The organism is Streptomyces sp. NPDC047000, assembly GCF_040644295.1.
GTDB lineage: Bacteria > Actinomycetota > Actinomycetes > Streptomycetales > Streptomycetaceae > Streptomyces.
Genome location: NZ_JBEYWE010000020.1, coordinates 106,216 through 128,987, shown reverse-complemented (window position 1 = coordinate 128,987; position 22,772 = coordinate 106,216). Strand labels below are relative to the sequence as shown.

The 22,772-nt window shown below is 73.8% G+C and carries 19 protein-coding genes; 11 read left to right on the top strand and 8 right to left on the bottom strand.

Features of this window, described 5'->3' with window-relative positions; all coding sequences use genetic code 11:
- Positions 1–112: 112 nt before the first annotated feature.
- The 3 genes from ABZ862_RS27280 to ABZ862_RS27270 all read right to left on the bottom strand — a co-directional run bounded on the left by ABZ862_RS27280 (position 113) and on the right by ABZ862_RS27270 (position 2,902).
- Positions 113–1,168 carry a HAMP domain-containing sensor histidine kinase gene (locus tag ABZ862_RS27280; protein ID WP_360963166.1) on the bottom strand — a complete coding sequence of 352 codons (1,056 nt, stop codon included), beginning with the start codon at positions 1,166–1,168 and terminating at the stop codon, positions 113–115.
- 104 nt (positions 1,169–1,272) lie between these two features.
- Positions 1,273–2,013: a response regulator transcription factor gene (locus ABZ862_RS27275; protein WP_360963163.1), complete on the bottom strand. Its 741-nt coding sequence runs from the start codon at positions 2,011–2,013 to the stop codon at positions 1,273–1,275.
- A 124-nt stretch (positions 2,014–2,137) separates the two neighbouring features.
- Positions 2,138–2,902 (bottom strand): spermidine synthase, encoded by a 765-nt coding sequence (locus ABZ862_RS27270; protein ID WP_360963160.1) that lies wholly within the window; start codon positions 2,900–2,902, stop codon positions 2,138–2,140.
- Positions 2,903–3,031: 129 nt separating this feature from the next.
- Between ABZ862_RS27270 and ABZ862_RS27265 the strand changes: the two genes are divergently transcribed.
- The 5 genes from ABZ862_RS27265 (at position 3,032) to lon (ending at position 11,054) form a co-directional block, all read left to right on the top strand.
- Positions 3,032–6,394, top strand: a complete 3,363-nt coding sequence (locus ABZ862_RS27265; protein WP_360963157.1) for an AAA family ATPase — start codon at positions 3,032–3,034, stop codon at positions 6,392–6,394.
- Between the two features lie 96 nt (positions 6,395–6,490).
- A complete protein-coding gene (locus ABZ862_RS27260) occupies positions 6,491–6,865 on the top strand; it encodes a hypothetical protein (RefSeq protein ID WP_360963154.1) in 375 nt (124 codons plus the stop codon).
- Entirely contained in the window at positions 6,862–7,284 is a 423-nt protein-coding gene (locus tag ABZ862_RS27255; RefSeq protein WP_360963151.1) for a hypothetical protein, read from the top strand. Before ABZ862_RS27260 ends, ABZ862_RS27255 begins: the two co-directional genes overlap by 4 nt.
- A 189-nt stretch (positions 7,285–7,473) precedes the next feature.
- Positions 7,474–8,541, top strand: coding sequence for a rhomboid-like protein (locus ABZ862_RS27250; protein WP_360963149.1), 1,068 nt, complete (start codon positions 7,474–7,476; stop codon positions 8,539–8,541).
- A gap of 89 nt (positions 8,542–8,630) precedes the next feature.
- Positions 8,631–11,054: an endopeptidase La gene (gene lon, locus ABZ862_RS27245; RefSeq protein ID WP_360963146.1), complete on the top strand. Its 2,424-nt coding sequence runs from the start codon at positions 8,631–8,633 to the stop codon at positions 11,052–11,054.
- A gap of 158 nt (positions 11,055–11,212) precedes the next feature.
- On the opposite strand, the gene ABZ862_RS27240 is transcribed toward lon, so the two are convergent.
- Positions 11,213–12,040 carry a lysozyme gene (locus tag ABZ862_RS27240; protein WP_360963271.1) on the bottom strand — a complete coding sequence of 276 codons (828 nt, stop codon included), beginning with the start codon at positions 12,038–12,040 and terminating at the stop codon, positions 11,213–11,215.
- A gap of 460 nt (positions 12,041–12,500) precedes the next feature.
- Here ABZ862_RS27240 and ABZ862_RS27235 point away from each other — a divergent pair, with 460 nt between their 5' ends.
- Entirely contained in the window at positions 12,501–12,950 is a 450-nt protein-coding gene (locus ABZ862_RS27235; RefSeq protein ID WP_360963269.1) for a MarR family transcriptional regulator, read from the top strand.
- 156 nt (positions 12,951–13,106) lie between these two features.
- Here the strand turns inward: ABZ862_RS27235 and ABZ862_RS27230 are convergent, their stop codons facing one another.
- Positions 13,107–13,895, bottom strand: a complete 789-nt coding sequence (locus ABZ862_RS27230; RefSeq protein ID WP_360963143.1) for a hypothetical protein — start codon at positions 13,893–13,895, stop codon at positions 13,107–13,109.
- A gap of 401 nt (positions 13,896–14,296) precedes the next feature.
- Here ABZ862_RS27230 and ABZ862_RS27225 point away from each other — a divergent pair, with 401 nt between their 5' ends.
- The 5 genes from ABZ862_RS27225 (at position 14,297) to ABZ862_RS27205 (ending at position 20,410) form a co-directional block, all read left to right on the top strand.
- On the top strand, positions 14,297–17,464 hold the full coding sequence (locus ABZ862_RS27225) for a nitrate- and nitrite sensing domain-containing protein (RefSeq protein WP_360963140.1): 3,168 nt from the start codon (positions 14,297–14,299) through the stop codon (positions 17,462–17,464).
- Entirely contained in the window at positions 17,461–17,964 is a 504-nt protein-coding gene (locus ABZ862_RS27220) for a roadblock/LC7 domain-containing protein (RefSeq protein ID WP_360963137.1), read from the top strand. Before ABZ862_RS27225 ends, ABZ862_RS27220 begins: the two co-directional genes overlap by 4 nt.
- Positions 17,961–18,425 (top strand): DUF742 domain-containing protein, encoded by a 465-nt coding sequence (locus tag ABZ862_RS27215; RefSeq protein ID WP_360963134.1) that lies wholly within the window; start codon positions 17,961–17,963, stop codon positions 18,423–18,425. The genes ABZ862_RS27220 and ABZ862_RS27215 overlap by 4 nt, the downstream gene beginning before the upstream one ends.
- A 70-nt stretch (positions 18,426–18,495) precedes the next feature.
- Positions 18,496–19,071 carry an ATP/GTP-binding protein gene (locus ABZ862_RS27210; RefSeq protein ID WP_360963266.1) on the top strand — a complete coding sequence of 192 codons (576 nt, stop codon included), beginning with the start codon at positions 18,496–18,498 and terminating at the stop codon, positions 19,069–19,071.
- Between the two features lie 91 nt (positions 19,072–19,162).
- Positions 19,163–20,410, top strand: coding sequence for a styrene monooxygenase/indole monooxygenase family protein (locus ABZ862_RS27205; protein ID WP_360963131.1), 1,248 nt, complete (start codon positions 19,163–19,165; stop codon positions 20,408–20,410).
- A 26-nt stretch (positions 20,411–20,436) separates the two neighbouring features.
- Here ABZ862_RS27205 and ABZ862_RS27200 read toward each other — a convergent pair whose 3' ends face one another.
- The 3 genes from ABZ862_RS27200 to ABZ862_RS27190 all read right to left on the bottom strand — a co-directional run bounded on the left by ABZ862_RS27200 (position 20,437) and on the right by ABZ862_RS27190 (position 22,752).
- A complete protein-coding gene (locus tag ABZ862_RS27200; protein WP_360963128.1) occupies positions 20,437–21,630 on the bottom strand; it encodes an NlpC/P60 family protein in 1,194 nt (397 codons plus the stop codon).
- 101 nt (positions 21,631–21,731) lie between these two features.
- The gene (locus ABZ862_RS27195) at positions 21,732–22,070 is read right to left on the bottom strand and encodes a hypothetical protein (RefSeq protein WP_360963125.1); all 339 of its coding nucleotides are present in this window, start codon (positions 22,068–22,070) and stop codon (positions 21,732–21,734) included.
- Positions 22,063–22,752: a TetR/AcrR family transcriptional regulator gene (locus ABZ862_RS27190; RefSeq protein ID WP_360963122.1), complete on the bottom strand. Its 690-nt coding sequence runs from the start codon at positions 22,750–22,752 to the stop codon at positions 22,063–22,065. The genes ABZ862_RS27195 and ABZ862_RS27190 overlap by 8 nt, the downstream gene beginning before the upstream one ends.
- Positions 22,753–22,772: the final 20 nt, after the last annotated feature.

Genomic DNA, 22,772 nt, shown 5'->3' with positions numbered 1-22,772 from the left:
CGCGTGCGGGGGCGCGGGTCCCGCATCCGGCGTTTGCGGCCCCTTGCCTGATCACACGTGTCCGTCAGCGCCGGGGTTCACCGGATCTTGCGGCTCCGCCTCGCACTGTACGTCAACTCGATGCCGTGGAGTCTCCCGGAAGAGTGATACGAATTCGGCAACCCCGATCGGATTCGGCCACCCCGATCCGTCCGCCGTGCAGATCCACCGCCCACCGGGCGATCGCGAGCCCGAGCCCCGTACCCCCGTCGCTGCCCGGCCCGTGCGGACGGCTGACCGCCCCCCGGTTGAACCGCTCGAAGACGCGGTGCCACTCCGACCGCGGTATGCCGGGTCCCTCGTCCAGGATCTCCAGCTCCAGCGACTCGGGCTGGACGCCGCGCCGGGCCTTCACCGTGACCCGGCCGTGCGGCGGGCTGTGCTTCACCGCGTTGTCGATCAGATTGGCGACCACCTGGTGGATGCGCTCCGGATCCGCGTGCGCGGTCAGCTCCGGCGGTGACACGTCCAGGTGCAGATGGACGTCGGTGCGGGTGTGGGTGCCGGAGCCGGAGGCGAGGCCGCCGCGTGCCGAGACGACCATGTTGGCCTCCTTCAGCACGCCCGACAGATAAGGCCACACCTCGAAGCGCCGTCGGCGCAGCGGTACGACGCCGTTGTCCAGGCGGGAGAGGTCCAGCAGGGTCTCCACCAGGCGCCCCAGCCGTTCCGTCTGCTTCAGCGCGGTGCGCATGGTCTCGGTGTCGGGTTCCGCTATGCCGTCGACGACGTTCTCCAGCACCGCCCGCAGTCCGGCGATCGGGGTGCGCAGCTCGTGCGAGACGTTGGCGACCAGCTCCTTGCGCTGCCGGTCCTGCGCCTCCAGCTCGTCGGCCATGACGTTGATCGTCTGTGCCAGGTCGCCCAGCTCGTCCCGCCGGTTCTCCGTCACCCGGCGGGTGTAGTCGCCGTGGGATATCGCGCGGGCCACCGTGTTCATGTCGTCCAGCGGGGCGGTGAGCGAGTGCGCCACGAACTGGGTGATCAGCAGGGTGGCGATCATCGAGAACACCGTGATGAAGCGCAGCTCCGTCTTGGTGTGCACCGCGATCATCGACAGACCGGTGGTGATCAGCACCGAGGTGACGACCAGCGCGCCCAGCTTGGTCTTGATCGAGAACGGGCGCACCGCCGAGCCCCAGGGCTCCCCGGGATTCGGCTGGGGACCCGGTGGCGGACCCGGCTGCGGGCCCGACTGCGGCGTGGGCGGCCGGGCGGGCGGCCGGGCGCCGCTCACGGTGCCGGGCTCTCCAGCGCGTAGCCCACACCGTGCACGGTGCGGATCCGCTCGGCGCCGATCTTGCGGCGCAGTGCCTTGATGTGGCTGTCCACGGTGCGGGTGCCGGAGGCGTCCGCCCAGTCCCACACCTCGGCCAGCAACTGCTCCCGGGAGAGCACGGCACGCGGCGTGTTGGCCAGACACACCAGCAGGTCGAACTCGGTGGGCGTCAGATGGACGTCCTCGGCGCGGACCCGCACCCGGCGCTGCGCGTGATCGATCTCCAGTTCACCCAGACGAAGGGTGCCGGATCGCGGAGTTGACGCGGCGATCGCCGCGCGTTCCATCCGGCGCAGCAGGACGTGCACGCGCGCGGCCAGCTCGCGCATCGAGAACGGTTTGGTCATGTAGTCGTCGGCGCCGACCCCGAGCCCGACCAGCATGTCGGTCTCGTCGTCGCGCGCGGTGAGCATCAGCACCGGCACCGGGCGCTGGGCCTGCACCCGGCGGCAGACCTCCAGACCGTCGAAGCCGGGCAGCATGATGTCGAGGATCAGCAGATCGGGCTGCCAGGCCTCGGCGGTGTCCACGGCCGACGGGCCGTCCCCCGCGGTTTGCACGAGGAATCCCTCGGCGCGCAGACGGGCCGCGATGGCGTCGACGATCGTGGGGTCGTCCTCGACGACCAGCACCCGGCGCTGTGCGCCCGCCGTGGCCGTCGCCGTGCTGCTGTGCGAGGTGTGTGTCTGCTCCATCGCCCGCCCCTGAAGTGTGCTTTCCGGAACCAGTGGGGTGATCCCATGACTGCGCCCGACGCGTGAACGATCGATGAGTGATCCGCGTCAGGCATGCAGCGTACGGGGAGTTACCGCGAGTTTTCTATCCAGGTCCGACAGCGAGGTGGACGACGTCGGGAACGCCCCGGGCAACGGGGATCTCTTCGGTACGCACCTGTTTGAACCCGGCATTCCACAAGGTTCTCTCGAATTCCGGAGAGGGCTGCGCGGACCATACGGCGAGTACCCCACGGGGCCTCAGAGCCCTTGCACAGCTTGCCAGTCCGGCCGGTGAGTACAGCCCGTCATTGCCCTCGTCGACCGTCCAGCCGGGGCCGTTGTCGATGTCGAGGCACAGGGCGTCGTACGTGGCGTACGTCTCATCGAGGTGGGTCAGGAGATCCGCCTCGACGATCTCGGCGCGCGGGTCGGCCAGCGCCCCGTCGGACAGTCCGGAGAGCGGTCCGGCGCGGTGCCAGTCGATGACGGCCGGCTCCCGCTCCACGACCGTGATCCGGCCCCAGCGGGGGTCGGCGGCGGCGTGCGCGAGCGAGAACCCGACACCGAGCCCGCCGATGAGCAGCGCCGGTCGGCTCCGCCGGTCCGGCGGGTCCTGGGAGCCGCGCCGCCCTCCGGGCGCCTCGCGGGCGGCGTGCGCCCCCGGCGCCCCGGGTGCGGCGGCTGCCTCCAGCGCGTCGGCTGCGGCGTCCACGAGACGCCGCTCCGACCGGCCGTCGGAGGTGTCCATCAGGAAGCAGCCGTTCGCGATGATCTGCAACAACGTGCCGTGCCTGCGCAGCACGACCTCGCCGTACGGTCCCTCACGACGGTCCAGCACCACGGGCGTGGTGTCGTACGAGGTGGTCATGGAACCCCATCCTGCCCCAACGGCCCGTGTCGGCCATGGGAATTACGGGTGACCGCGCGCCGCCGGGACCAGTTGTGCCTACGCTCGAAGCCGGGAGCACCGGGATGCGGACGACTGCGGGGTGATGCGGTGGCCGCGGGCTACCCCTTCGTGGGACGCGAGGACGTGCTGGGCGAACTCGGGGACGCGCTGGAGCGTGCCGCCGTGGGCCGGGGCGGCCTCGTCACGCTGACCGGCGCGTCGGGGGCGGGCAAGACCCGTACCGCCGAGGAGGCCGCCGCGCGGTCCGCCGGTTTCCGCCCCCTGTGGATCTGGTGCCCGCCGGGCACGGCGGGCCGCGCCTTCCGCCCCTGGTCACGCCTGCTGCGCGAACTGGCGGCCGACGACGTGCGGTGCGGCCGGCTGGTCGCCGCGTCACCGCCACTGCGGACGCTGGTGTCGGGTGCGGCGCCGGACACGGTGCCGGGTGCGGCGGCGGGACCGCGTTCGCCCGGCGGTGACGCGGATCCGGAGAGCGCTCGACTGCGCCTGACCGGCGATGTGGCCGAACTCCTCACCACGGCGGCCCTGCGCCGCCCGCTCCTGCTGGTGCTGGACGACCTGCACGCCGCGGACGCCTCTTCCCTGCGCCTGCTCCTGGAGCTCGCGGACACCGCCCGTACGGCCCCCGTCCTGCTCCTGGCGACGGCCCGCGAAGACGACTCGGCCTGGCACGACCGTGCCTGGGCCCGTGCCCAGCTCCTCCGCCGGGGCCGCACCCTGCCGCTGGGTCCGCTGCGCGCACCGGACGTGGCGGCCCTCGTCGAGACGGCGACCGGCGCCCCGCCCACCGCGGAGGTGCTCCGCGCCCTGCTGCGCCGGACGGGGGGCGAGGCGTTCTTCGTCACGGAGGCGCTGCGGGCCGGGGGCGTGGTTCCCGCCGGGGGTGCCGCGGAGCCGTTCCGGGGCGGCGGCCTTGACGGCGGCGGTACGCCCGCGACCGAGGCGGCAGGGTCGGCGGAGGCGGCGGAGACCGCGGGGGTGCCCTCCGCGGCCGTCCGTGCGGCGGTCGCCGCCCGGCTCGGGGAACTCGGTCCGCGCGCCGCCCGTGTCCTGGACGTCGCCGCGGTGCTCGGCACACGGTTCCGGATCGACGTGCTCGCCGAGGCCGCCGGGGTGCCGCTCGCGGAGGTACGGGGACTGCTCGGGGAGGCGGACAGGGCGGGACTGCTGGGAGAGGTCGCCCCGGACCGGGCCGCCTTCCGCCACGACCTGCTGCGCGAGGCCGTCTACGGCATCCTCACCCCCGCCGGGCGGGCCGGGCTGCACCACGCCGTCGCCGAGGTCCTGGCCGGCCACGCCCGCCGGGGCCGCGACACCGGCCCCGCCGAGGTCGCGCACCATCTCCTGCTGGCAGGCCCCGAGCGCATCCGGAAGGCCGCCGCGTACGCCCGCGAGGCCGCCGTCCGCGCCGAGGCCCTGTCCGCCTTCGAGGACGCGGCCCGCTGGTACGAGCGCGCCGCGGAGGCGTACGAACACGCCGGCCCCGCTCCCGGCGACACCGACACCGACACCGACAGTGACACCGACCTGGTCGAAGTGCTGCTCGGCCTCGGCTCCGCGCGTCTCGGGGCCGGCGAGCGGGAGGGCTCGCGTGCCGTTCTGCTGCGCGCCGCGCGTCTCGCCCGTGCCGCGCGCCGTCCGGACCTGCTCGCCCGCGCCGCCCTCGGGCTCGGTACCGGAGCCGTCGGCTTCGAGGTCGACCTCGCGGACCGTGAGCAGCTCGACCTGCTCACCGAGGCCCGTGCCGCCCTCCCGGCCGCGCACCCCGCCCTGCGCGCCCTCGTCACCGCCCGGCTCTCGCTCGCCACCGCCCTCGTGGAGAGCGAGGAACGGCGGGTCGGCCTCGCCGAGGAGGCCGTACGCACGGCCCGTGAGGCCGGTGACCCCGTCGCGCTCGGGCCCGCGCTCGCCGCGCTGTGCGACGCCCGGTCCGGGCCGGACCACTGCCGGGAGCGGCTCGCCCGGAGCGGTGAGACCGTCGGCATCGGCCGCGCTCTGTCCGATCCCGTGCTGGAACTGCTCGGGCGCCGCTTCCGGCTCGTCGCACTCCTGGAGACCGGTGACCTCGGCGCCGCCGACGCCGAGGCCCTCGCGTACGAGACGGCCGTACGGCCGCTGCGGCGGCCCCTGTACGCCTGGTACGTGCCGCTCTGGCGCGGTTCCCGGGCGCTGCGCGAGGGCCGCTACGACGACTGCGCGGCCGCCGCCGAGGAGACGGAGGCGCTCGGCCGGGCCGCCGGCAGCGCCAACGCCGCCCTGCTGGCCGGCACCCAGCGCTGGTGCCTGTACACCGAGACCGGTGACCTCGGCGCCATGACCCGGCTGCTCGCCGCCATGCCCCCGCTGGACCGGCTGCCCGGCCTGTGGCCCCGGGTCACGCTGGCGCTGCTCGCCGCGCAGTACGGCCGCCTCGACGAGGCCGCGCTGCGGCTGTCGGCCGTGGCACCCCGGCTCGCCACCGGGCCGCGCGACAGCGAGTGGCTGCCGATGGCGGCGCAGGCGGCGGAGACGGTGGGCGTACTCGGCGCCCACCCCGCGGCGCCGCTGCTGTACGACCTCCTCGCTCCGTACGCCGGGCTGTTCGTCGTCGAGGGCATCGGCGCGGCGGTACGCGGACCGGTCGAGCGGCATCTGGCGCTGCTCGCGGCGGCCATGGCCGACCCGGAGCGGGCGCTCGCCCACCGGGAACGGGCCCTGCGGGCGGCCCGGGAAGCGGGCGCGCCGGCGCTTGCCGCACGGATCGGGACGGAGAGCGGCGACCCCGGCGCCGCCGGGTCCGCTGGGTCCGACGGGTCCGGTGGGGCCGTCGGCCCCGGTGACCGTCGTGCCTCCGCCCGTCCCGGCGGCTCCCGTGCCGCCGAAGGGCTCCGCCCAGGATCCGCGGTGGCCGTCTTCCGGCGTGAAGGCCCCCTCTGGCACCTCGCCTACGCCGGCCGTGAGGTGCGGCTCGCCGACAGCAAGGGGCTGCGTGACATCGCCGTGCTCCTCGCCCGCCCCGGCATCCCCGTCCCCGCCGTCGAGCTGGCCGCCGCCCCCGCCGCCGCGGCACCCGCCACAGTCGCGCGCGCCGAGGGGCTGCACCCGGTGGGCGACACCGGCGAGGTCGTCGACGCCACCGCACGGGCCGCCTACCGGCGCCGGCTGCGCGAGCTGGACACGGAGGCCGAGGACGCGGACACGGCCGGCGACGCCCGGCGCTCGGAGCGTGTCGCCGCCGAGCGGGACGCCCTGCTCGGGCAGCTGTCCGCGGCCTACGGCATCGGCGGCCGCGTCCGCCGGGCCGGCTCGCCCGCCGAGCGCGCCCGCACCGCCGTCACCGCCCGCATCCGTACCGCCGTACGCCGGGTCGCCGACGCCCACCCCGACCTCGGCCGGCACCTCACCACCGCCCTGAGCACCGGCACCCTCTGCGTCTACCGGCCCGAGACCCCGCCCGACTGGCGGCTGTGAGGCCCCGTCGCACATCGTGCCGCCCGGCCTCACGCCCTACGGGGCACAGGGCGCCGTACGACAGAGGTACGGCCGTGAAGGTGAAGGCAGGACATCATGCCCCGTACATCCAAGGCCGAGGCCGAGCTGACGCTGGACGAGCCGGTCATCGAGGGCCGCTACGCCCGGCTCGGGCCCTACACCGTCGGCTACGAGACCGTGAAGCAGGACATCGACCCCGCACCGCTGTTCCGCGGACTGCCCGAGGACCGCTGCCAGTGCCCGCACTGGGGCCAGGTCCTCACCGGCCGGCTCGTGTTCCGCTACGCCGGTCATGACGAGGTCTTCCACGCCGGTGACACCTACTACGGCGCCCCCGGTCACCTCCCGCTCCTCTTCGCCGGCACCGAGATCGTCGAGTTCAGCCCGACCGCCGAGCTGGACCGCACGATGGAGGTCGTCGGCGCCAACCTCGCGAAGGCGGCGTCATGAACCCGCGAGGCTCCCTCGACACCGTCCGCGCCAAGGAGCTCGCCGAGCTCTTCGTGTGCTTCATCGAGACCGACACCGCGCCCGACGGCCTCTTCACCGACGACGTGTTCCTCGACCTCACCCTGCCCCGGTGGCGGGTCCAGACCGCGGGGCGCGACGAACTCGTCGGTCTGCGCCGCCGGTTCCACCCGTCCCTGGGCACCGTGCCGCGCCACCGTGTTGACGTGACCGACACCGGGCTGGTCCTCGAGTGGGAGGAACGCTGGGAGGACGAGCAGGGGAGCTGGTACTGCCGTGAGCTGATGCGTGCCGAGGTCCGCGACGGCGCCATCGGTGAGATCTCGGTCTACTGCACGGGCGACTGGGACGCCGCCCTCCGGGCCGCCCACGCCCGGGAGGTGACGCTGCTGCGGCCCTGAGCACCGTCCGCCCCGGAACGTCCCCCGACGTCCCCGGCCGGCATCCGTGAGCATCCACGGGCGCCCGTATGAGAGGGACGCGTGAGACGCCTTCGAAGTTCCTGAGAATCGCGCCCCGCGTGGTGTCGGTCACAGACAGCGGCCGGGCGGGGCCCGAAAGGTGGGGTACGACGGAAGGAGCACCCCACCGTGGAACGTACCGCGACGGCCGACACGACGGAGGAACACAGTCCTGCGGCCCCGCGCACGCCTCTTCCCCGGACGGGTGATCTCCGCGCCTCCGGGACCGGCTGTCTCCTCGACACCGGGACCGGCGACCTCCTCGACGCGCTGCCCGCCCAGCCGGGACCGACGCGCCCGGACCCGCGCGCGGCGGTGTCCGTGGTTCCCGCCCTGCCCGCCGCGCCCGTCCCGTCCACCCTGTCCACCCCGTCCGCCCAGGCCCCCCGCCGTCCTCGCACCGCAGCCGCCCGGTTCGAAGCCGTCCCGGCCCGGTTCCGTGCCGCTCGTGCCGGGTTCCGGCCCTGGCGGCTGTTCCCCACCCCCACCGGCACCCCCTTCACCTTCGGCTACGCCGTCGTCCTGGCCGTCACCTCGCTGATCGCCCGGTACGCCGACCCCGCTCTCGTGGACGCCCTGCAACAGAGCTCCAGCACCGACGTGGCCCATCTGCTGTCCGACCCGGGCACGGTGCTGCTCGCCAGCGCGCTGTGGGTGGCGGGCGGGTTCGCGTCGCCGTTCGTGTGCGGGTTCCTGCTGGTGCTGACCGCGCTGGAACGCCGTACCGGCGCGTGGTGCGCCGCCGCCGTGTTCCTGCTCGGCCACATCCTGGCCACCCTCCTCACCGAGGGCACGGTCGGGATCGCCGTCCTGGTCGGGCACCTGCCCGAAAGCTCGCTGCACCGGCTCGACTACGGCATCAGTTTCGGTGTCGCCGCGAGCGTCGGGGCGCTGGCCGGGCTGCTCACATCGTGGCTGCGCTGGCCGCTGCTGGCCCTGTTCGGCGGGATGCTCGGCGAGGACCTGCTCCAGTTCAGCGACCCGATGACGAACTGGGGTCATCTGATCGCCCTGGCCATCGGGGTGGCGACCTGGCCCCTCCTCCGCCGGTGGCGGCAGACCCGCACCCGGCCGCCCGTGCCCGCGGCGCCCGCCGTGTCCGCGGCGACCACAGCGCCTGCCGCCGTGCCCGCCGCGCCTGCCGCGTCCGCCGGTTCCTGCGCTTCGGCCGCCTCCGGCGCCCGTGCCCGTCACTGATCGCTGACAGCGAACGCCCCCAGGGGAACAATCGATCGCCCCCGTGCATTGAGTCGGCATAACTCAACTTGACTGCCGAAGGGGAGATCATGGCTGCTGAGTCCACGGCGTTCACACCGCTCACCCTGCCCGTGCTGCCGCTCGACGACGAGGTCGTGCTGCCCGGGATGGTGGTTCCGCTGGACCTGAGCGACGCCGATGTACGCGCCGCGGTGGAGGCCGCCCAGGCCGCCGCGCGCGCCGAACCCGGGAAGCCCCGGGTCCTCCTGGTGCCGCGGATCGACGGGACGTACGCGACGACCGGTGTGCTCGGCACCGTCGAGCAGGTCGGACGGCTGGCCGACGGCGATCCGGGCGCGCTGATCCGCGGCCGGGACCGGGTCCGGATCGGCGCCGGGACCACGGGGCCCGGTGCGGCACTGTGGGTCGAGGGCACCCGGATCGACGAGAGCGTGCCCGAGCCGCTGCCGGGTCAGGCCGCCGAGCTGATGAAGGAGTACAAGGCGCTGGCCACCGCGTGGCTGCGCAAGCGCGGCGCCTGGCAGGTGGTGGACCGGGTGCAGGCCATCGACGGCGTCGCCGCGCTCGCCGACAACTCCGGCTACTCGCCGTTCCTCACCACCGAGCAGAAGGTGGAGCTGCTGGAGACCGCCGACCCGGTGGCCCGGCTGAAGCTCGCCACCCAGCAGCTGCGCGACCACCTGGCCGAGCAGGACGTCGCCGAGTCCATCGCCAAGGACGTCCAGGAGGGCGTCGACAAGCAGCAGCGCGAGTTCCTGCTGCGCCGTCAGCTGGAGGCCGTCCGCAAGGAGCTGCGCGAGCTGAACGGGGAGTCGGACGGCGAGGAGTCCGGCGACTACCGCGCCCGGGTGGAGGCAGCCGACCTGCCGGAGAAGGTCCGCGAGGCCGCCCTCAAGGAGGTCGACAAGCTGGAGCGGGCCTCCGACCAGTCGCCCGAGGGCTCCTGGATCCGCACCTGGCTCGACACGGTCCTCGAACTGCCCTGGAACGAGCGCACCGAGGACGCCTACGACATCCGGGGCGCCAAGGCGGTCCTGGACGCCGAGCACGCGGGCCTGGAGGACGTGAAGGAGCGCATCACCGAGTATCTGGCGGTGCGCAAGCGGCGCAGCGACCGCGGCCTGGGGGTCGTGGGCGGCCGGCGCGGCGGCGCGGTGCTGGCCCTGGTCGGCCCGCCCGGCGTCGGCAAGACCAGCCTCGGCGAGTCCGTGGCCCACGCCATGGGCCGCAAGTTCGTCCGCGTGGCCCTCGGCGGCGTCCGCGACGAGGCGGAGATCCGCGGCCACCGCCGTACGTATGTCGGCGCGCTGCCCGGCCGGATCGTGCGGGCGATCAAGGAGGCCGGGTCGATGAACCCGGTGGTGCTGCTCGACGAGATCGACAAGGTCGGCTCCGACTTCCGCGGCGACCCGGCGGCGGCCCTGCTGGAGGTCCTGGACCCGGCACAGAACCACACCTTCCGCGACCACTACCTGGAGGTCGAGCTCGACCTCTCCGACGTCGTCTTCCTCGCCACGGCCAACGTGCTGGAGGCCGTCCCGGAGGCTCTGCTCGACCGTATGGAGCTGGTCCGGCTGGACGGCTACACCGAGGACGAGAAGGTCGTCATCGCCCGTGACCACCTGCTCCCGCGTCAGCTGGAGCGGGCGGGTCTGCACCAGGACGAGGTGGCCCTCGACGAGGGCGCGCTGCGCAGGCTGGCCGGCGAGTACACGCGTGAGGCGGGCGTGCGCAACCTGGAGCGGGCCGTCGCACGGCTGCTGCGCAAGGTCGCCGCGCAGCACGAACTCGGCGAGCGGGAGCTGCCGTCCACCGTCACCGACGCCGATCTGCGCGGTCTGCTCGGACGGCCGCACCATGTGCCCGAGTCGGCGCAGGACCCGGCCGAGCGCCGTACGGCGGTCCCCGGTGTCGCCACCGGTCTCGCGGTCACCGGCGCGGGGGGTGACGTCCTGTTCGTCGAGGCGTCGCTGGCCGACCCGGAGACCGGTGCGGCCGGACTGACCCTGACCGGCCAGCTGGGTGACGTGATGAAGGAGTCGGCGCGGATCGCGCTGAGCTTCCTGCGCTCCCACGGTGCCGAACTGGAGCTGCCCGTCGCCGATCTGAAGGACCGGGGCGTGCACATCCACTTCCCGGCGGGCGCGGTCCCCAAGGACGGCCCGAGCGCCGGCGTCACCATGACGACGGCCCTCGCGTCGCTGCTCTCCGGCCGGCTGGTCCGTACGGACGTGGCGATGACCGGCGAGGTGTCGCTGACCGGCCGGGTGCTGCCGATCGGCGGCGTGAAGCAGAAGCTGCTCGCCGCGCACCGGGCGGGGGTCACCACGGTGATCATCCCCAAGCGCAACGAGCCCGACCTGGACGACGTCCCGGCCGAGGTGCTGGACAGGCTGGACGTCCACACGGTGACGGACGTCCGCCAGGTCCTGGAGCTGGCGCTCGCACCCGCCGTCAGCGGGGCCGCGCCGGAGGTTCCGGTCGCCGCGTGACGGAGGCGGCCGGATCAGGGGAAGGCCCGGGTTCCGTGAGGGAGACCCGGGCCTTCGCCGGCACCGTACGGCACGGGCCCGGCCGCTGCCGCGTGACGCGGACTCAGCCGCCGGCGAGCGCCCGGACACGGACTCAGCCACCGGCGGGGGACGCGGACTCAGCCGTTGGCGAGCGCCTGGACGCGGTCGAGGGCGCCGTTGAACTTGTCGCGATCACCGACGGTCGGCCCGGACGACGTGTACTGCCACATCGTGTAGTACGACCATCCGGCCGGCAGTGTCCCCGCGTCGGAGGCGTACCGGGCGATCCACAGCGGGTTGGCGGAGGCGAAACCGCTGTAGTTCCCGGTGCACTGGGTCCACCAGGTGGTGGCCGTGTAGATCACGGCGTCGCGTCCGGTGCGGGACTTGTAGGTGCTGAGGAAGTCGGAGATCCAGCTGACCATCCCGTCGGTGGACTTGCCGTAGCAGGCGTCGCCGTAGGGGTTCCACTCGATGTCGAGCACACCCGGCAGCGTCCTGCCGTCCCCGGACCAGCCGCCGCCGTGGTCGACGAAGTAGTTCGCCTGGCTGGCGCCGCTCGTGGTGTCGGGGGTCGCGAAGTGGTACGAGCCGCGGATCATGCCGACGTCGTAGGAGCCGGTGTACTGCTGCGAGAAGTAGGGGTTCGTGTAGTACGTCCCCTCGGTCGCCTTGGTGTAGGCCCATCTGACGCCGCTGCTCCACAGGGTGGACCAGGAGACGTCGCCCTGGTAGCTGGCGACGTCCACGCCCTCCGTCTGGGCGGTGGCCGCGGCACGCTCGGACGGGGAACCGTCCTGTCCGTCGTGGGAGAGCACGCCCATGCCCATGTAGGCGCTGCCGCGTCCGGGTGAGGCCGGAGAGACCGGTGAGACCGGTGAGGCCGTGTCGGAGGCGGAGGCGGGGAGGGCGGACAGCGAGGAGAGTGCGGCGAGCAGCACACCCGCGGTGGTGAGGCGGAGCAGCCGGCGCGGTCCGCGGAGGACCCGGGCGCGCGGTGCGGGCGTGGTGAGGGAGGCGGGAGAGTTCCGGTCGGTACGGGAGCTGACGTCCCGTGAGGGGCGTATGGCGCCTATGCGGCGAAACTGGGTTATCTGGGATCTGAGCACGGGCATATCGTGCCTCCGCGGGCTGGGTGGTGCGCGGTGGGGAGGGCGGGGATGTCCGCCGTACGGGGGCAGGATTGACCCGCACCGGGGAGTTATGGCGCGTACATGTCACTGCCGCTCCGGCCGCGACGCTACGCACGTAGACCGGCCGCTGGGAAGGGGGTCCGGAGGCTGCCGTTGGTCTACGCCTGCGAAATACTTGCCGAGCTGCGGCTATGGCTGCGTCTGGCGGAAACTTTCACGAGCGGGAAACCGGGTCAGAGGGGCTGACGTGCACGAGGACGGAATCGGCGAGGAGCACCGGGCGGAGACCGGGATGCCGTCGCCGGGGGGCGCCGAGAGGGAATTCCTCTCCCTGGAGCGCGAGCTGACGGTGTTCCTGCGCCGCGCCCGGTCCAACCAGACCGAGATGGCGCGGGAGGTGCACCCCGACCTGGAATCGGCCGCGTACGGTCTGCTGGTCCGTCTGGACGAATGCGGCCGCCAGCGCGCCACGGAGCTCGCCGCCTACATCGGGGTCGGCAAGGCCACCATGTCCCGGCAGCTGCGCGCCCTGGAGGACCTCGGCCTGGTGGCCCGCGAACCCGACCCCGCCGACGGCCGGGCCTGGCTCGTCCATCTGACGGAGGAGGGCCGCGGCCGGGTCGGGAAGGTCCGTGAGGCACGACGCGCCTCCTACGTCCACAGGCTCGCCGACTGGAACCCCGACGAGGTCGCCGAACTCGCCCGCCTCCTGAACCACCTCAACCGGAGCATGGAGAGATGACGGCCTGAAGAACGGCCTGAAGAGGTGACACCCCGGCGGCGGCGACCGGGCGGACCTCGGGGCGCGCCGGGCAGGGCGCCGACCGCCCGGGTCCAGGCCGTCCGGGTCCGGTCGTCCGGTCCAAGCCGGCCGGCCGGCCCGGCCCGGCCGGGGAGGTCACAGCTCCGCGTACGCCACCGTCGCGTCGTCGTGGGTCTTGCCGCGGCGCAGGAACCTCCGCTCCTCCCGGTCCGCCGTCTCCAGCTCCCGTACGCGCTCCACCAGGGCCCGGGCGCCCCGCTCGCGGACGAAGGCGAACAGGTCCGTCCAGCCGCCCTCGTGGAAGCACTCCGTCCAGCGGGCCGCGCCGTCGGTCAGCGCGGCCAGGGCACGCACCTCGGTACGCGGGAGGGTGCCGGTCACCGCGCGGGCGGCGACCGCCGGATCGGCGGCGGCGGTGAAGAAGCCGCCCTCCTTGTTGCGCACCGTGGCGTCCACGATCGCGTCACTGGCCAGCGCGGCGCGCGGCAGCCGGGAGAGCCGGTCGTCCCGCACCGGGGTCACCGTGCCGCCGGGGGACTCCAGCAGCAGCACCGAGTCGCACAGCACCAGATACTCGACCGTCTCCCGTGACCAGCGGGCCAGGACCACCGTCGCCTGGGGTGTGCGCGGGTGAGAAAGGTCACAGGTGCCCCGGTGTGCCTCACCTGTGCGAACGATCGCCCGGGAGAGGACTTCGGCCAGCGTCAGATCTTCACGGGAAACGGTCAGTTCGGTCAGCGCACCACCGAGCCGCGCGGTGAACCAGGGAACGGAATGCAGACACCCCGTGCCGCTCCTGGGCGGTGTCACCCCGTCCAGGACCACCAGGCAGCCGCCCTGCCCCGAGACCGGCAGCCCGATGCCCGCGAAGTCCTCGTCGGCGCGGCCGGGCGCACCGGGCTCCGAAACCACGTCCGTACGCATCCGGCCAGTCTGCACCAGCCCTCCACAGGCTTCACGAAAGGCCGGCGACGGTCTTGGCGAGGCCCCGCACCCGCAGCTCAGGCGCCTGTTTTGGCCGGGATTGGCGCGGTCCGCAAACCCGTGGCGGCGAATACTGTCAAACCCCGCCGTCCGCGTCCAACCGGCCCGGCGGACAGGGCACGCGCACAGGCCGCCGGAACTTGCCCGCCAACTCTTCCCCGATGTTCACTCCTTCGGGTGGCGGGTCGGGCGATGGGAGACCACTGCCCGGAAGCGCTGGGAGGGTCGGGACCCCGGGGGACGGCGTTTCACGACAGCGCGCCGCCACGCTCCGGCATGACGGAGCATCATGACCCGGGCCCCTGAGTACACGAGTACCGAGTACAGGAATGCGAGCACCGGTGCAGAAGAAGCGGCCTCGGCGCACAGAGAAGCAGTCGGCCCCCGCGGGAGGTCCGGAGCAGACGCCCGCCGCCCCCGTCGGCAAGGGCCGTCCCACCCATGTGCGCAATCGGCTCGTCGTGGCCGTCGCCGTGGTGGCCGCCGCCGTGGCCGCGGCCGGGGCGCCCACCGTGCTGGCCGCCTCGCAGCGGCTCAACGACTCCCAGGACCTGGTGACGCTGGCGCAGCGCACCCAGGACGCGCTGACCCTCGCCCACTCGCTCGCCGACGAGCGGGACGAGGTCACCTCCTACATCGCGGCGGGCCGCCCCAAGGACAAGGCGCCCGACGAGCAGCGCGGCGCCCGCGTCGACCGCGAGGTCGAGGACCTGCGCGCCGACACCGACACGCCCGCCGGGCTGCGCACCGACCTCGACGCCATAGCGTCCGTACGCCGAGCGGCGCTCACCGGCAAGAGCACCGCTCTCGAGGCGCACGAGGCGTACTCCGCGACGATCGGCCGGCTCCACCGGCTCGCCGAGGACCTCGCCGAACAGATGCCCCCGCGCGCCGGCTCCGGCGCCTACTCCCTCGCCGAACTGGACTCCGCCGTCCAGCAGTCGGCGGCGGCCCGCGGCCTGCTCCTCGCCGCGCTCGACGTGCCGTCCACCACGCAGACCGTCTACAACCCCCTCACCGGCCTGCCCACCACCACGACCGTCTCCACGGCCGCCGACGCCAAGCAGCGCGACGCCCTCAGCGCCGCCGCCCAGCAGGCCCGGGTGCGCTCCGACGCGGCCCTCGCCGGCTTCCGGGAGAACGCGCCCCAGTCCGCCGTCCACTCCTACGACACGACGGTCACCGGACCCGAGGCCGACTCCGCCGACTCCTACCTCACCAGGCTCACCGGCCAGCCCACCCTCAGCGACAGCGAACTCGGCACCAGCGCCAAGAAGCTGGACGCGGCCCTGTCGGCCCGCGTCGAGATGATGCGCGGCGTGGAGTCCTCGCTCTACGACCACCGCACCAAGGATCTGGCCCGGCTGCGCGACGACGACGTCACCGCGCTCGAGATCCGCGTCGCCGCCCTCGGCGTCCTCCTCCTCGTCACCCTCGGCGTCAGCACCGCCATGGCCCGCACCCTCACCCGTCCGCTGTCCGCGCTGCGCCGCGGCTCCGCCCGGCTGGCCGAGGCGGCGGACCCGGTCGCCGAGGAACCCGTCAGGTTCACCGGCCGCAACGACGAGTTCGCCCAGGTCGTTCGCTCCGTCAACGCCCTCCACGCGCACGCCGCGGCCCTCCACGAGCGGGTCACCACCCTGGAGACCGACCGCAGGCACCTCGTCGGCCAGCGCCAGAAGATGGCCGACGCCCGCGAGGACCTGCGCACCGAACTCGCCGACGCCGCGGCCCAGCTGGAGCGGCTGCGCAGCAGCATCGGCGGCACCTTCGTCGGCCTCGCGCTGCGCACCCTCGGCCTGGTCGAGCGCCAGCTCACCGTGATCGAGGGGCTGGAGGAACGGGAGCAGGACCCCGACCGGCTGTCCACGCTCTTCAAGCTGGACCACTTCGCCACGGTGATGCGCCGCCACAGCGAGAACCTCCTCGTCCTGGCGGGCTCCGAGCACGTCCAGCAGTCCGCGGGCCCCGTCCCGCTGGTCGACGTGGTGCGCGCCGCCGTCAGCGAGATCGAGCGCTACGACCGGGTCCGCATCGCCGCCCTGCCCCCGCACGCCCATGTGGCCGGCTTCGCCGCCGACGACCTGAGCCATCTGCTCGCCGAGCTGATGGAGAACGCCACCGCCTCCTCGCCGCCCGACCTGCCCGTCGAGATCTCCGGCTGGCTGCTGGAGAGCGGCGAGGTCATGCTCTCCGTCCAGGACGAGGGCATCGGCATGGCCGCCGAGCGCATGACCCGGCTCAACACCCGCCTCGCCGGGTTCGACCCCGAGTCACCGTACGACCAGGAGGGCGAGGAGGGCCTGGGCCTCGGCCTCTACGTCGTCGCCCGTATCGCCCACCGCCACGGTGTGCGCGTCCAGCTGCGCGAGCAGAAGCAGGGCGGCACCGCGGTCGTCGTGGTCCTGCCCCAGCCCCTGCTCGCGGCGGCGCCGTCGGCCGCGGTCCCGGCCGCCGGCCCGGTGAACGGTGGCACGCCCGCGTTCTCCCTGCCGGGGGCGAACGCCGAGGCCAACGGCAATGTGCTGCCCGGCCGTACGGCGGCGGGCGGCGGCGCCGGTCCGGAAGCCGACGGCGACCCGCTGGTGACGCTCGCGGAGCGGGCGGTCGGGTCGGCCGGGGAGACGGGAGAGGCCGGGGAGGCCGACGACACGGGGAAGGCCGGGCAGGCAAGGGAGGCCGGGGAACCCGCAGCAACCGGGAAGGCCGCGGAAGCCCCGGCCGGACACCCGGAGGCCGACGACGAAGAGGCCGACGACGAGGTCGACGAGGCAGACGAGGACCAAGAGGCCGACGAGGACCCGGAGACGGCCGCGCCCGCGACCGGAGCCGGACCCACCCGGGACATCCCGGCCCCGGCGCGGGAGCACACGTCGGCCCCCGTGCCCATGCAGCCGGCCCCGCACGCCGAGCAGGCCCGTGAGCACGCCGCCGTACCGGAGCAGCGCACGTCCGAGACGACGATGGAGCTGCTGATCCCCGAACCCGCGGCCGGACCGGACCCCAGCGCCCCGGGACCTGGCCTCGCCGCCGGATCCGGCGCCGGAACGGTCCCCGGCCCGGCCGATCCTGATGCCGGCCCCGGTCCGGGCCTGGAGGACGCCGACCCGGCCCAGCCCGCCGACCACGCCCGCACCCCTGACGCCACCGGCACCACCGGCACCACCAAGCACGCCCTCGCCGTCGAGGACACCGACGGCCTCGATGAACCCGGCGAGGCCGGCGAGGCCGAAGAGGCCGACGAGGTCGTCACGGCGAAGGGGCTTCCCAAGCGCACCCCGAACATCACCGCACCCACCCAGGCTCCAGGCCCGCGGACCCGGTCCGTGGACGCCGAGGCGCTGCGTCGCAAGCTGGGCGGTTTCCGCCAGGGGGCGGACGCCGGCCGCCGGGACGTGGCGGCGGAGATCGCCGAGCAGACCGGTCAGAACAGGAGACCCGCGGACCGGTCCGCGGAGCGAACCGCCGAAGAAGCCACGGGGGGAACTGTCGAGGAGGCAAGCAGTTGACCGCACCCAGTACCTTCGGACTGAGCAGTGAAGCCCGCAATCTCCACTGGTTGCTGACGAACCTGGTCGAGGAGGTGCCGGGCATCCAGTCGGTGGCGGTCGTCTCGTCCGACGGCCTGCTGCTCCTGTCCTCCGACCCGGGCGCCGCCGCCGACGCCCGTGCGGTGCGTGCCGCCGCTCCCAAGGGCCCGCGGGGTTCCGCCGCCGACCTCGCCACCGTCGTCTCCGGCATCGGGAGCCTCACCGTCGGCGCGGGCCGCCTGCTGGCGTTCGGCGGGGTCAAGCACACCATGGTCGCGATGGAGGAGGGCAGCCTCTTCGTCATGTCGATCAGCGACGGCTCGCTGCTCGGAGTGCACGGCTCCCCGGACTGCGACATGAACGTGGTCGCGTACCACATGGCACTCTTCGTCGGCCGCGCCGGTCACGTCCTGACCCCCGAACTCCGCGGCGAACTCCGCAGATCCGTGGAGTCGGCGGGGACGGGCGGCGGCCGATGACCGACGCCCCGAAGCAGCCGAAGTCCCGGAAACCGCACCGGGAGGCGCAGCCCAGGAAGCAGCTCCCGGTCCGCGGCGGTGACCGCAGACCGGCCCGGGTCCGCCCCTACTCGCTCACCGGCGGCCGTACCCGCTTCGGCCACGTCCTCCTCGTGGAGACGTTCGTGGCCAGCACCGCCGCCCTCGAAGCCGGGCCGGAGCACAAGGAGTTGACGAACAGTACGCTCGGCGCCCGGGTCATGCCGGAGATGCGGGCGATCGTCGAACTGTGCCGCCGGATGCGTACGGTGGCCGAGATCGCCGCGCTGTTGCAGATGCCGCTCGGCGTGGTCCGCGTCCTGCTCAGCGATCTCGCGGACCAGGGGAAGATCCGGGTGTACGGCACGGGGACGGGTCACGGGGTGGGCCGTCCGGACCGGGCTCTGCTGGAAAGGGTGCTGAGTGGACTACGCCGTCTCTGACGCCGCCGTCTCTGACACCGCGGTCTCCGACGTTGCCGCCGCCGGTGCCGGACCCGGCGCGGAGGAGGACCTGAAGCCCTGGCAGACGGACACCACCCGGGCCCCGGTCGCGACGAAGATCGTCGTGGCCGGCGGCTTCGGCGTCGGCAAGACGACCCTGGTCACGGCGGTCTCCGAGATCACGCCGTTGCAGACCGAGGCGCTGATGACGCAGGCGAGCGAGGCGACCGACGACCTCACCGCCACGCCCGGCAAGACCACCACCACGGTGGCCATGGACTTCGGCCGCATCACGCTCGACGACGACCTGGTGCTCTATCTGTTCGGCACACCGGGCCAGCAGCGGTTCTGGTTCATGTGGGACGACCTGGTGCGCGGTGCGATCGGCGCCGTCGTGCTCGCCGACACCCGACGCCTCAAGGACTGCTTCCCCGCCCTCGACTACTTCGAGAGCTGCGGGCTGCCGTACGTCGTCGCGGTCAACCACTTCGACGGCACCGAGCTGTTCGAGCCGGAGGACGTACGGGAGGCGCTGACCGTACCCCCGCACATACCGGTCCTGATCATGGACGCCCGCCGCCGGATCGCGGTGATCGAGACCCTGCTGTCCCTCGTGGCCCACGCCCTCGAGACCGCCCCCGGATAGCGCTCGGGCCGGCTGGAACACAGCCCGGCACGCCGGACACCCCCGAACCGAAACGCCCGGGACCACCCCCGACCAGGGAGACACCTGCCGTATGCGGAAGATACTCGTCGTGGGAGCCGGCCAGTCCGGACTCCAGCTCGCCCTCGGACTCCAGTCGCACGGGTACGAGGTCACCCTCATGTCCCACCGGACCGCGGACGAGATCCGCTCCGGCCGGGTCATGTCGACGCAGTGCATGTTCCACACCGCACTCCAGCACGAGCGCGATCTCCAGCTCGGCTTCTGGGAATCCCAGGCCCCGAGGATCGAGGGCCTCGGCGTCTCGGTCGCGGCCCCGGGCTCGTGGGCGCAGGGCCCGGCACAGCGTGCCGTCGACTGGGTGGGCAGGCTCGACGGGTACGCCCAGTCGGTCGACCAGCGGCTGAAGATGGCCGGCTGGATGGACGCGTTCGCGCAGCGCGGCGGCCAACTGGTCATCCACGGCGCGGCCGTCGGCGACCTCGACTACTTCTCCCGCGCCTACGACCTGGTGCTGGTCGCGGCGGGCAAGGGCGAACTGGTGTCGATGTTCGAGCGTGACGCCGTCCGCTCCCCGTTCGGCGCCCCGCAGCGCGCGCTGGCTGTCGCCTACGTCCACGGGCTCGGCCCGCGTCCCGAGCACCCGGATCACGACGCGGTTCGCTGCAACCTCGTGCCCGGGGTGGGCGAGTTGTTCGTGATGCCGGCGCTGACGTTGTCCGGGCGCGCGGACATCCTGTTCTGGGAGGGCATACCCGGCGGCCCCCTCGACGTCTTCGACGGCGTCAGGGACCCGGCCGAGCACCTCGCCCTGACCCTGGACCTCATGGAGCGGTACACCCCCTGGGAGTACGCGCGGGCGACCAAGGTCGAACTGACCGACGCGGGCGGCACGTTGTCCGGCCGCTACGCCCCGACCGTCCGCAAGCCGGTCGGCCGGCTGCCGGGTGGCGGACTGGTGCTGGGCGTGGCCGACGTCGTCGTGGCCAACGACCCGATCACCGGGCAGGGCGCCAACTCCGCGGCCAAGTGCGCCGCCGCGTATCTCGCCTCGATCCTGGAGCACGGGGACGGCGCGTTCGACGAGACCTGGATGCAGGCCACCTTCGACCGCTACTGGGCGACCGCCCGGCACGCCGTCAAGTGGACCAACGCGATGCTCACCCCGCCTCCGGAGCACGTCCTGGACCTCATCGGCGCGGCAGGGCACCTCCAGCCCGCCGCCGACCGGTTCGCCAACGGCTTCGACGACCCGGCGGACTTCGAGGACTTCTTCTACGACCCGGACAGGACAGGCGCCTACCTCGCCTCCCTCTCCTGACCGTCCTCCGGCACCGCCGCCGGTCGCTAGTGCCGGCCCGGTCCCGGGCGCCCGTCCGGGCGTACGGCCCCCAGGACCGGGGCGAAGGCCAGCGGGGAGACCTTGATGTCCTGGCCGGGACGCGGGGCCTGGACGACCTTGCCGCCGCCGATGTAGAGCGCGACGTGCGTGGCCGCGGGGAAGTAGACGACCAGGTCACCGGGCCGCAGCCTGGCCAGCGGGACCCTCGGCAGCCGCGCCCACTGCTGCTGGCTGGTCCGGGGGACGGGGTGACCCGCGTGGGCCCACGCCTGGGAGGTCAGCCCCGAACAGTCGTACGCCCGGGGGCCCTGTGCGCCCCATACGTACGGCTTCCCGAGCTGCCGCAGCGCGTAGGTCACGGCCCGGTGGGCCGACGAGGACGGCCTGCCGTCGTCGCCGGTGTCCGGAGCGTCCTCGCCGCCCCGGGCACCGGGGGTGCCGGACGGGCCTGGCGCCCCGGATGTGCCGGGCGCCCCGGACGCGTCCGGCCGCTGCCGCGTCTGCGCGGCGCCGGCCCCGCCCTTCTCCGATTGCGCGACGGCGGCGAGCTGTTCGGGGGTGAGGGCGGCGAGCAGGGCCTCCACGTCGGCCAGTTTCGCCCGTACGGCGTCGCGGTCCTTCTGCTGCCGTCCGGCGAGGGAGAGCTGCCGGTCCAGCGCGGCACGGGAGGCGCGGGCCAGGGTGGCGGTACGCCGCTCACCGGTCGCCAGTCTCCGCGCCCCGGCGGCTCGTTCGTGGGAGAGCCGGCCGATGACGTGGCCCTCGTCGAGGGCGCGCTGGGGATCGCGGGCGAGCAGGAGCCGTACGTAGGGGGAGACGCCGCCCGCGGCTGCCTGGTACTGCTGGCGGGCCAGCCGTCCCGCCGTGTTCCGGCTGTTCCGGAGTGCGAGGCGGGCGCGGGCCAGCTCGTCCTGCAAGCGTTCCACCTCCGCGCGCTGCTTCGCCAGCTGGTGGGAGGTGCCGTCGTAGGTCTGGGTGGCCCGTTTCACGTCCTGGTACAGGCGGTGAAGGTCCGTCAGCAGCTCGGCGGTGGTCCGCTGTCCGGTCGGACCGGGCTCTTTGGGCCGTTCGAGCTGTCCGAGCGTTCCGGGCCGTTCGGGTGGTCCGGGGTCGGGCGCGGCGGTCGCGGGTCGCGGCGCGAGGGCCGTGCCGACCGCGAGAGCAGCGGTACAGAACAGACGGGGCAACCTTCCTGACACGCCATCACCTCCGGTACGGGGAGCGGGGCCGCTCCGCACCGAGAGCTTCCGACGGGTGCGCCGGATCCGCGCGCCGGGTGTGCGCGGATCGGCGCAATCGGTCACCCGTGCGTGTCGTCTCCCGACCCGGTCGGCGGCTCACCGGCCGGCCGGGACCACAGCCGGCGGAGGCCGCCGAGGCCGGTGCGCCGGGTCCCGGCGTCCGCCGGGTCGAACGTGTACTTCCACCCCTGCGGAGTGCCCAGCCGCTTGCTGTGGCCCCGCGGCACCCTGCGGTAGACCAGGACGGTCGGCGGGCCGCCGTGCGCGTCCGGCACCGGGATGCGATAGGTCTTGGGCGGTTGCCCGGTCGGCCCCACCAGCACGGGCAGCACGCGCCCGTCCATGGGCCCGCCCTCGAACGGGGTGTCTTCGCTCTTCACACGACCAGTGTCAGCCATCTCCCGCGATCGCCGCGACGATCGCCGCCGTCTGCGGGTCGCGCCCCGCGGTCACCGTGAGCACGGCGGTGAACTGCTCCACCAGCCAGTCCCGCAACTCGTCCACCGGCGGCTGCTTGCCCTCGTCGAGCCAGATCAGCGAGGCCGCCTCCACCGCCGTGATCCACATCCGTACGGTCATGCGCAGCCGCGGACCCGGGCCGGTGACCCCCAGATGGCGGAGGATGTGCTCGGCGGCGGCCCGGCGCACCCCGTCCACGATGGCCGTCGTCCGGGACGTCTCGACGACGCTGCCGCCCTGGAGCAGGGCGCTGAACCCGGCGTCGTGCTGGTCGACGAAGGCGAGATAGCGGTCCAGGGCACGGTGCAGCCGGGGGAGCAGGGGACCCTCGCGCGGCTCGTCGAAGCACCCCCGCAGCTCGTCGGCGGCGGAGCGGAGAGCGGCCTCGTACAGCTGCTGCTTGCCGCCGGGGAAGTAGCGGTACACCAGCGGCCGCGACACGCCCGCCGCCTCCGCCACGTCGTCCAGCGACACCTCCTCGGGCGCGCGGTGCGCGAACAGCGTGAGCGCGGCCTCCAGCAGCTGGCTGCGCCGCTGCTCGACGCTGAGCCGCCGGTAGGCGGGGGCGGCCGGAACGGACCGGCCGGACGCAGCGGACGGCGTGGGGGCGGAGGGGGCCATACCCGCAGCGTAATCGCCAC

What these genes read in the sequence shown, in the direction of transcription:
- ABZ862_RS27275 (WP_360963163.1), bottom strand. Translation starts at nt 2,013, where the DNA reads ATGGAGCAGACACACACCTCGCACAGCAGCACGGCGACGGCCACGGCG.
- ABZ862_RS27270 (WP_360963160.1), bottom strand. Translation starts at nt 2,902, where the DNA reads ATGACCACCTCGTACGACACCACGCCCGTGGTGCTGGACCGTCGTGAG.
- ABZ862_RS27260 (WP_360963154.1), top strand. Translation starts at nt 6,491, where the DNA reads ATGCCCCGTACATCCAAGGCCGAGGCCGAGCTGACGCTGGACGAGCCG.
- ABZ862_RS27255 (WP_360963151.1), top strand. Translation starts at nt 6,862, where the DNA reads ATGAACCCGCGAGGCTCCCTCGACACCGTCCGCGCCAAGGAGCTCGCC.
- lon (WP_360963146.1), top strand. Translation starts at nt 8,631, where the DNA reads ATGGCTGCTGAGTCCACGGCGTTCACACCGCTCACCCTGCCCGTGCTG.
- ABZ862_RS27235 (WP_360963269.1), top strand. Translation starts at nt 12,501, where the DNA reads ATGCCGTCGCCGGGGGGCGCCGAGAGGGAATTCCTCTCCCTGGAGCGC.
- ABZ862_RS27230 (WP_360963143.1), bottom strand. Translation starts at nt 13,895, where the DNA reads ATGCGTACGGACGTGGTTTCGGAGCCCGGTGCGCCCGGCCGCGCCGAC.
- ABZ862_RS27215 (WP_360963134.1), top strand. Translation starts at nt 17,961, where the DNA reads ATGACCGACGCCCCGAAGCAGCCGAAGTCCCGGAAACCGCACCGGGAG.
- ABZ862_RS27205 (WP_360963131.1), top strand. Translation starts at nt 19,163, where the DNA reads ATGCGGAAGATACTCGTCGTGGGAGCCGGCCAGTCCGGACTCCAGCTC.
- ABZ862_RS27195 (WP_360963125.1), bottom strand. Translation starts at nt 22,070, where the DNA reads ATGGCTGACACTGGTCGTGTGAAGAGCGAAGACACCCCGTTCGAGGGC.
- ABZ862_RS27190 (WP_360963122.1), bottom strand. Translation starts at nt 22,752, where the DNA reads ATGGCCCCCTCCGCCCCCACGCCGTCCGCTGCGTCCGGCCGGTCCGTT.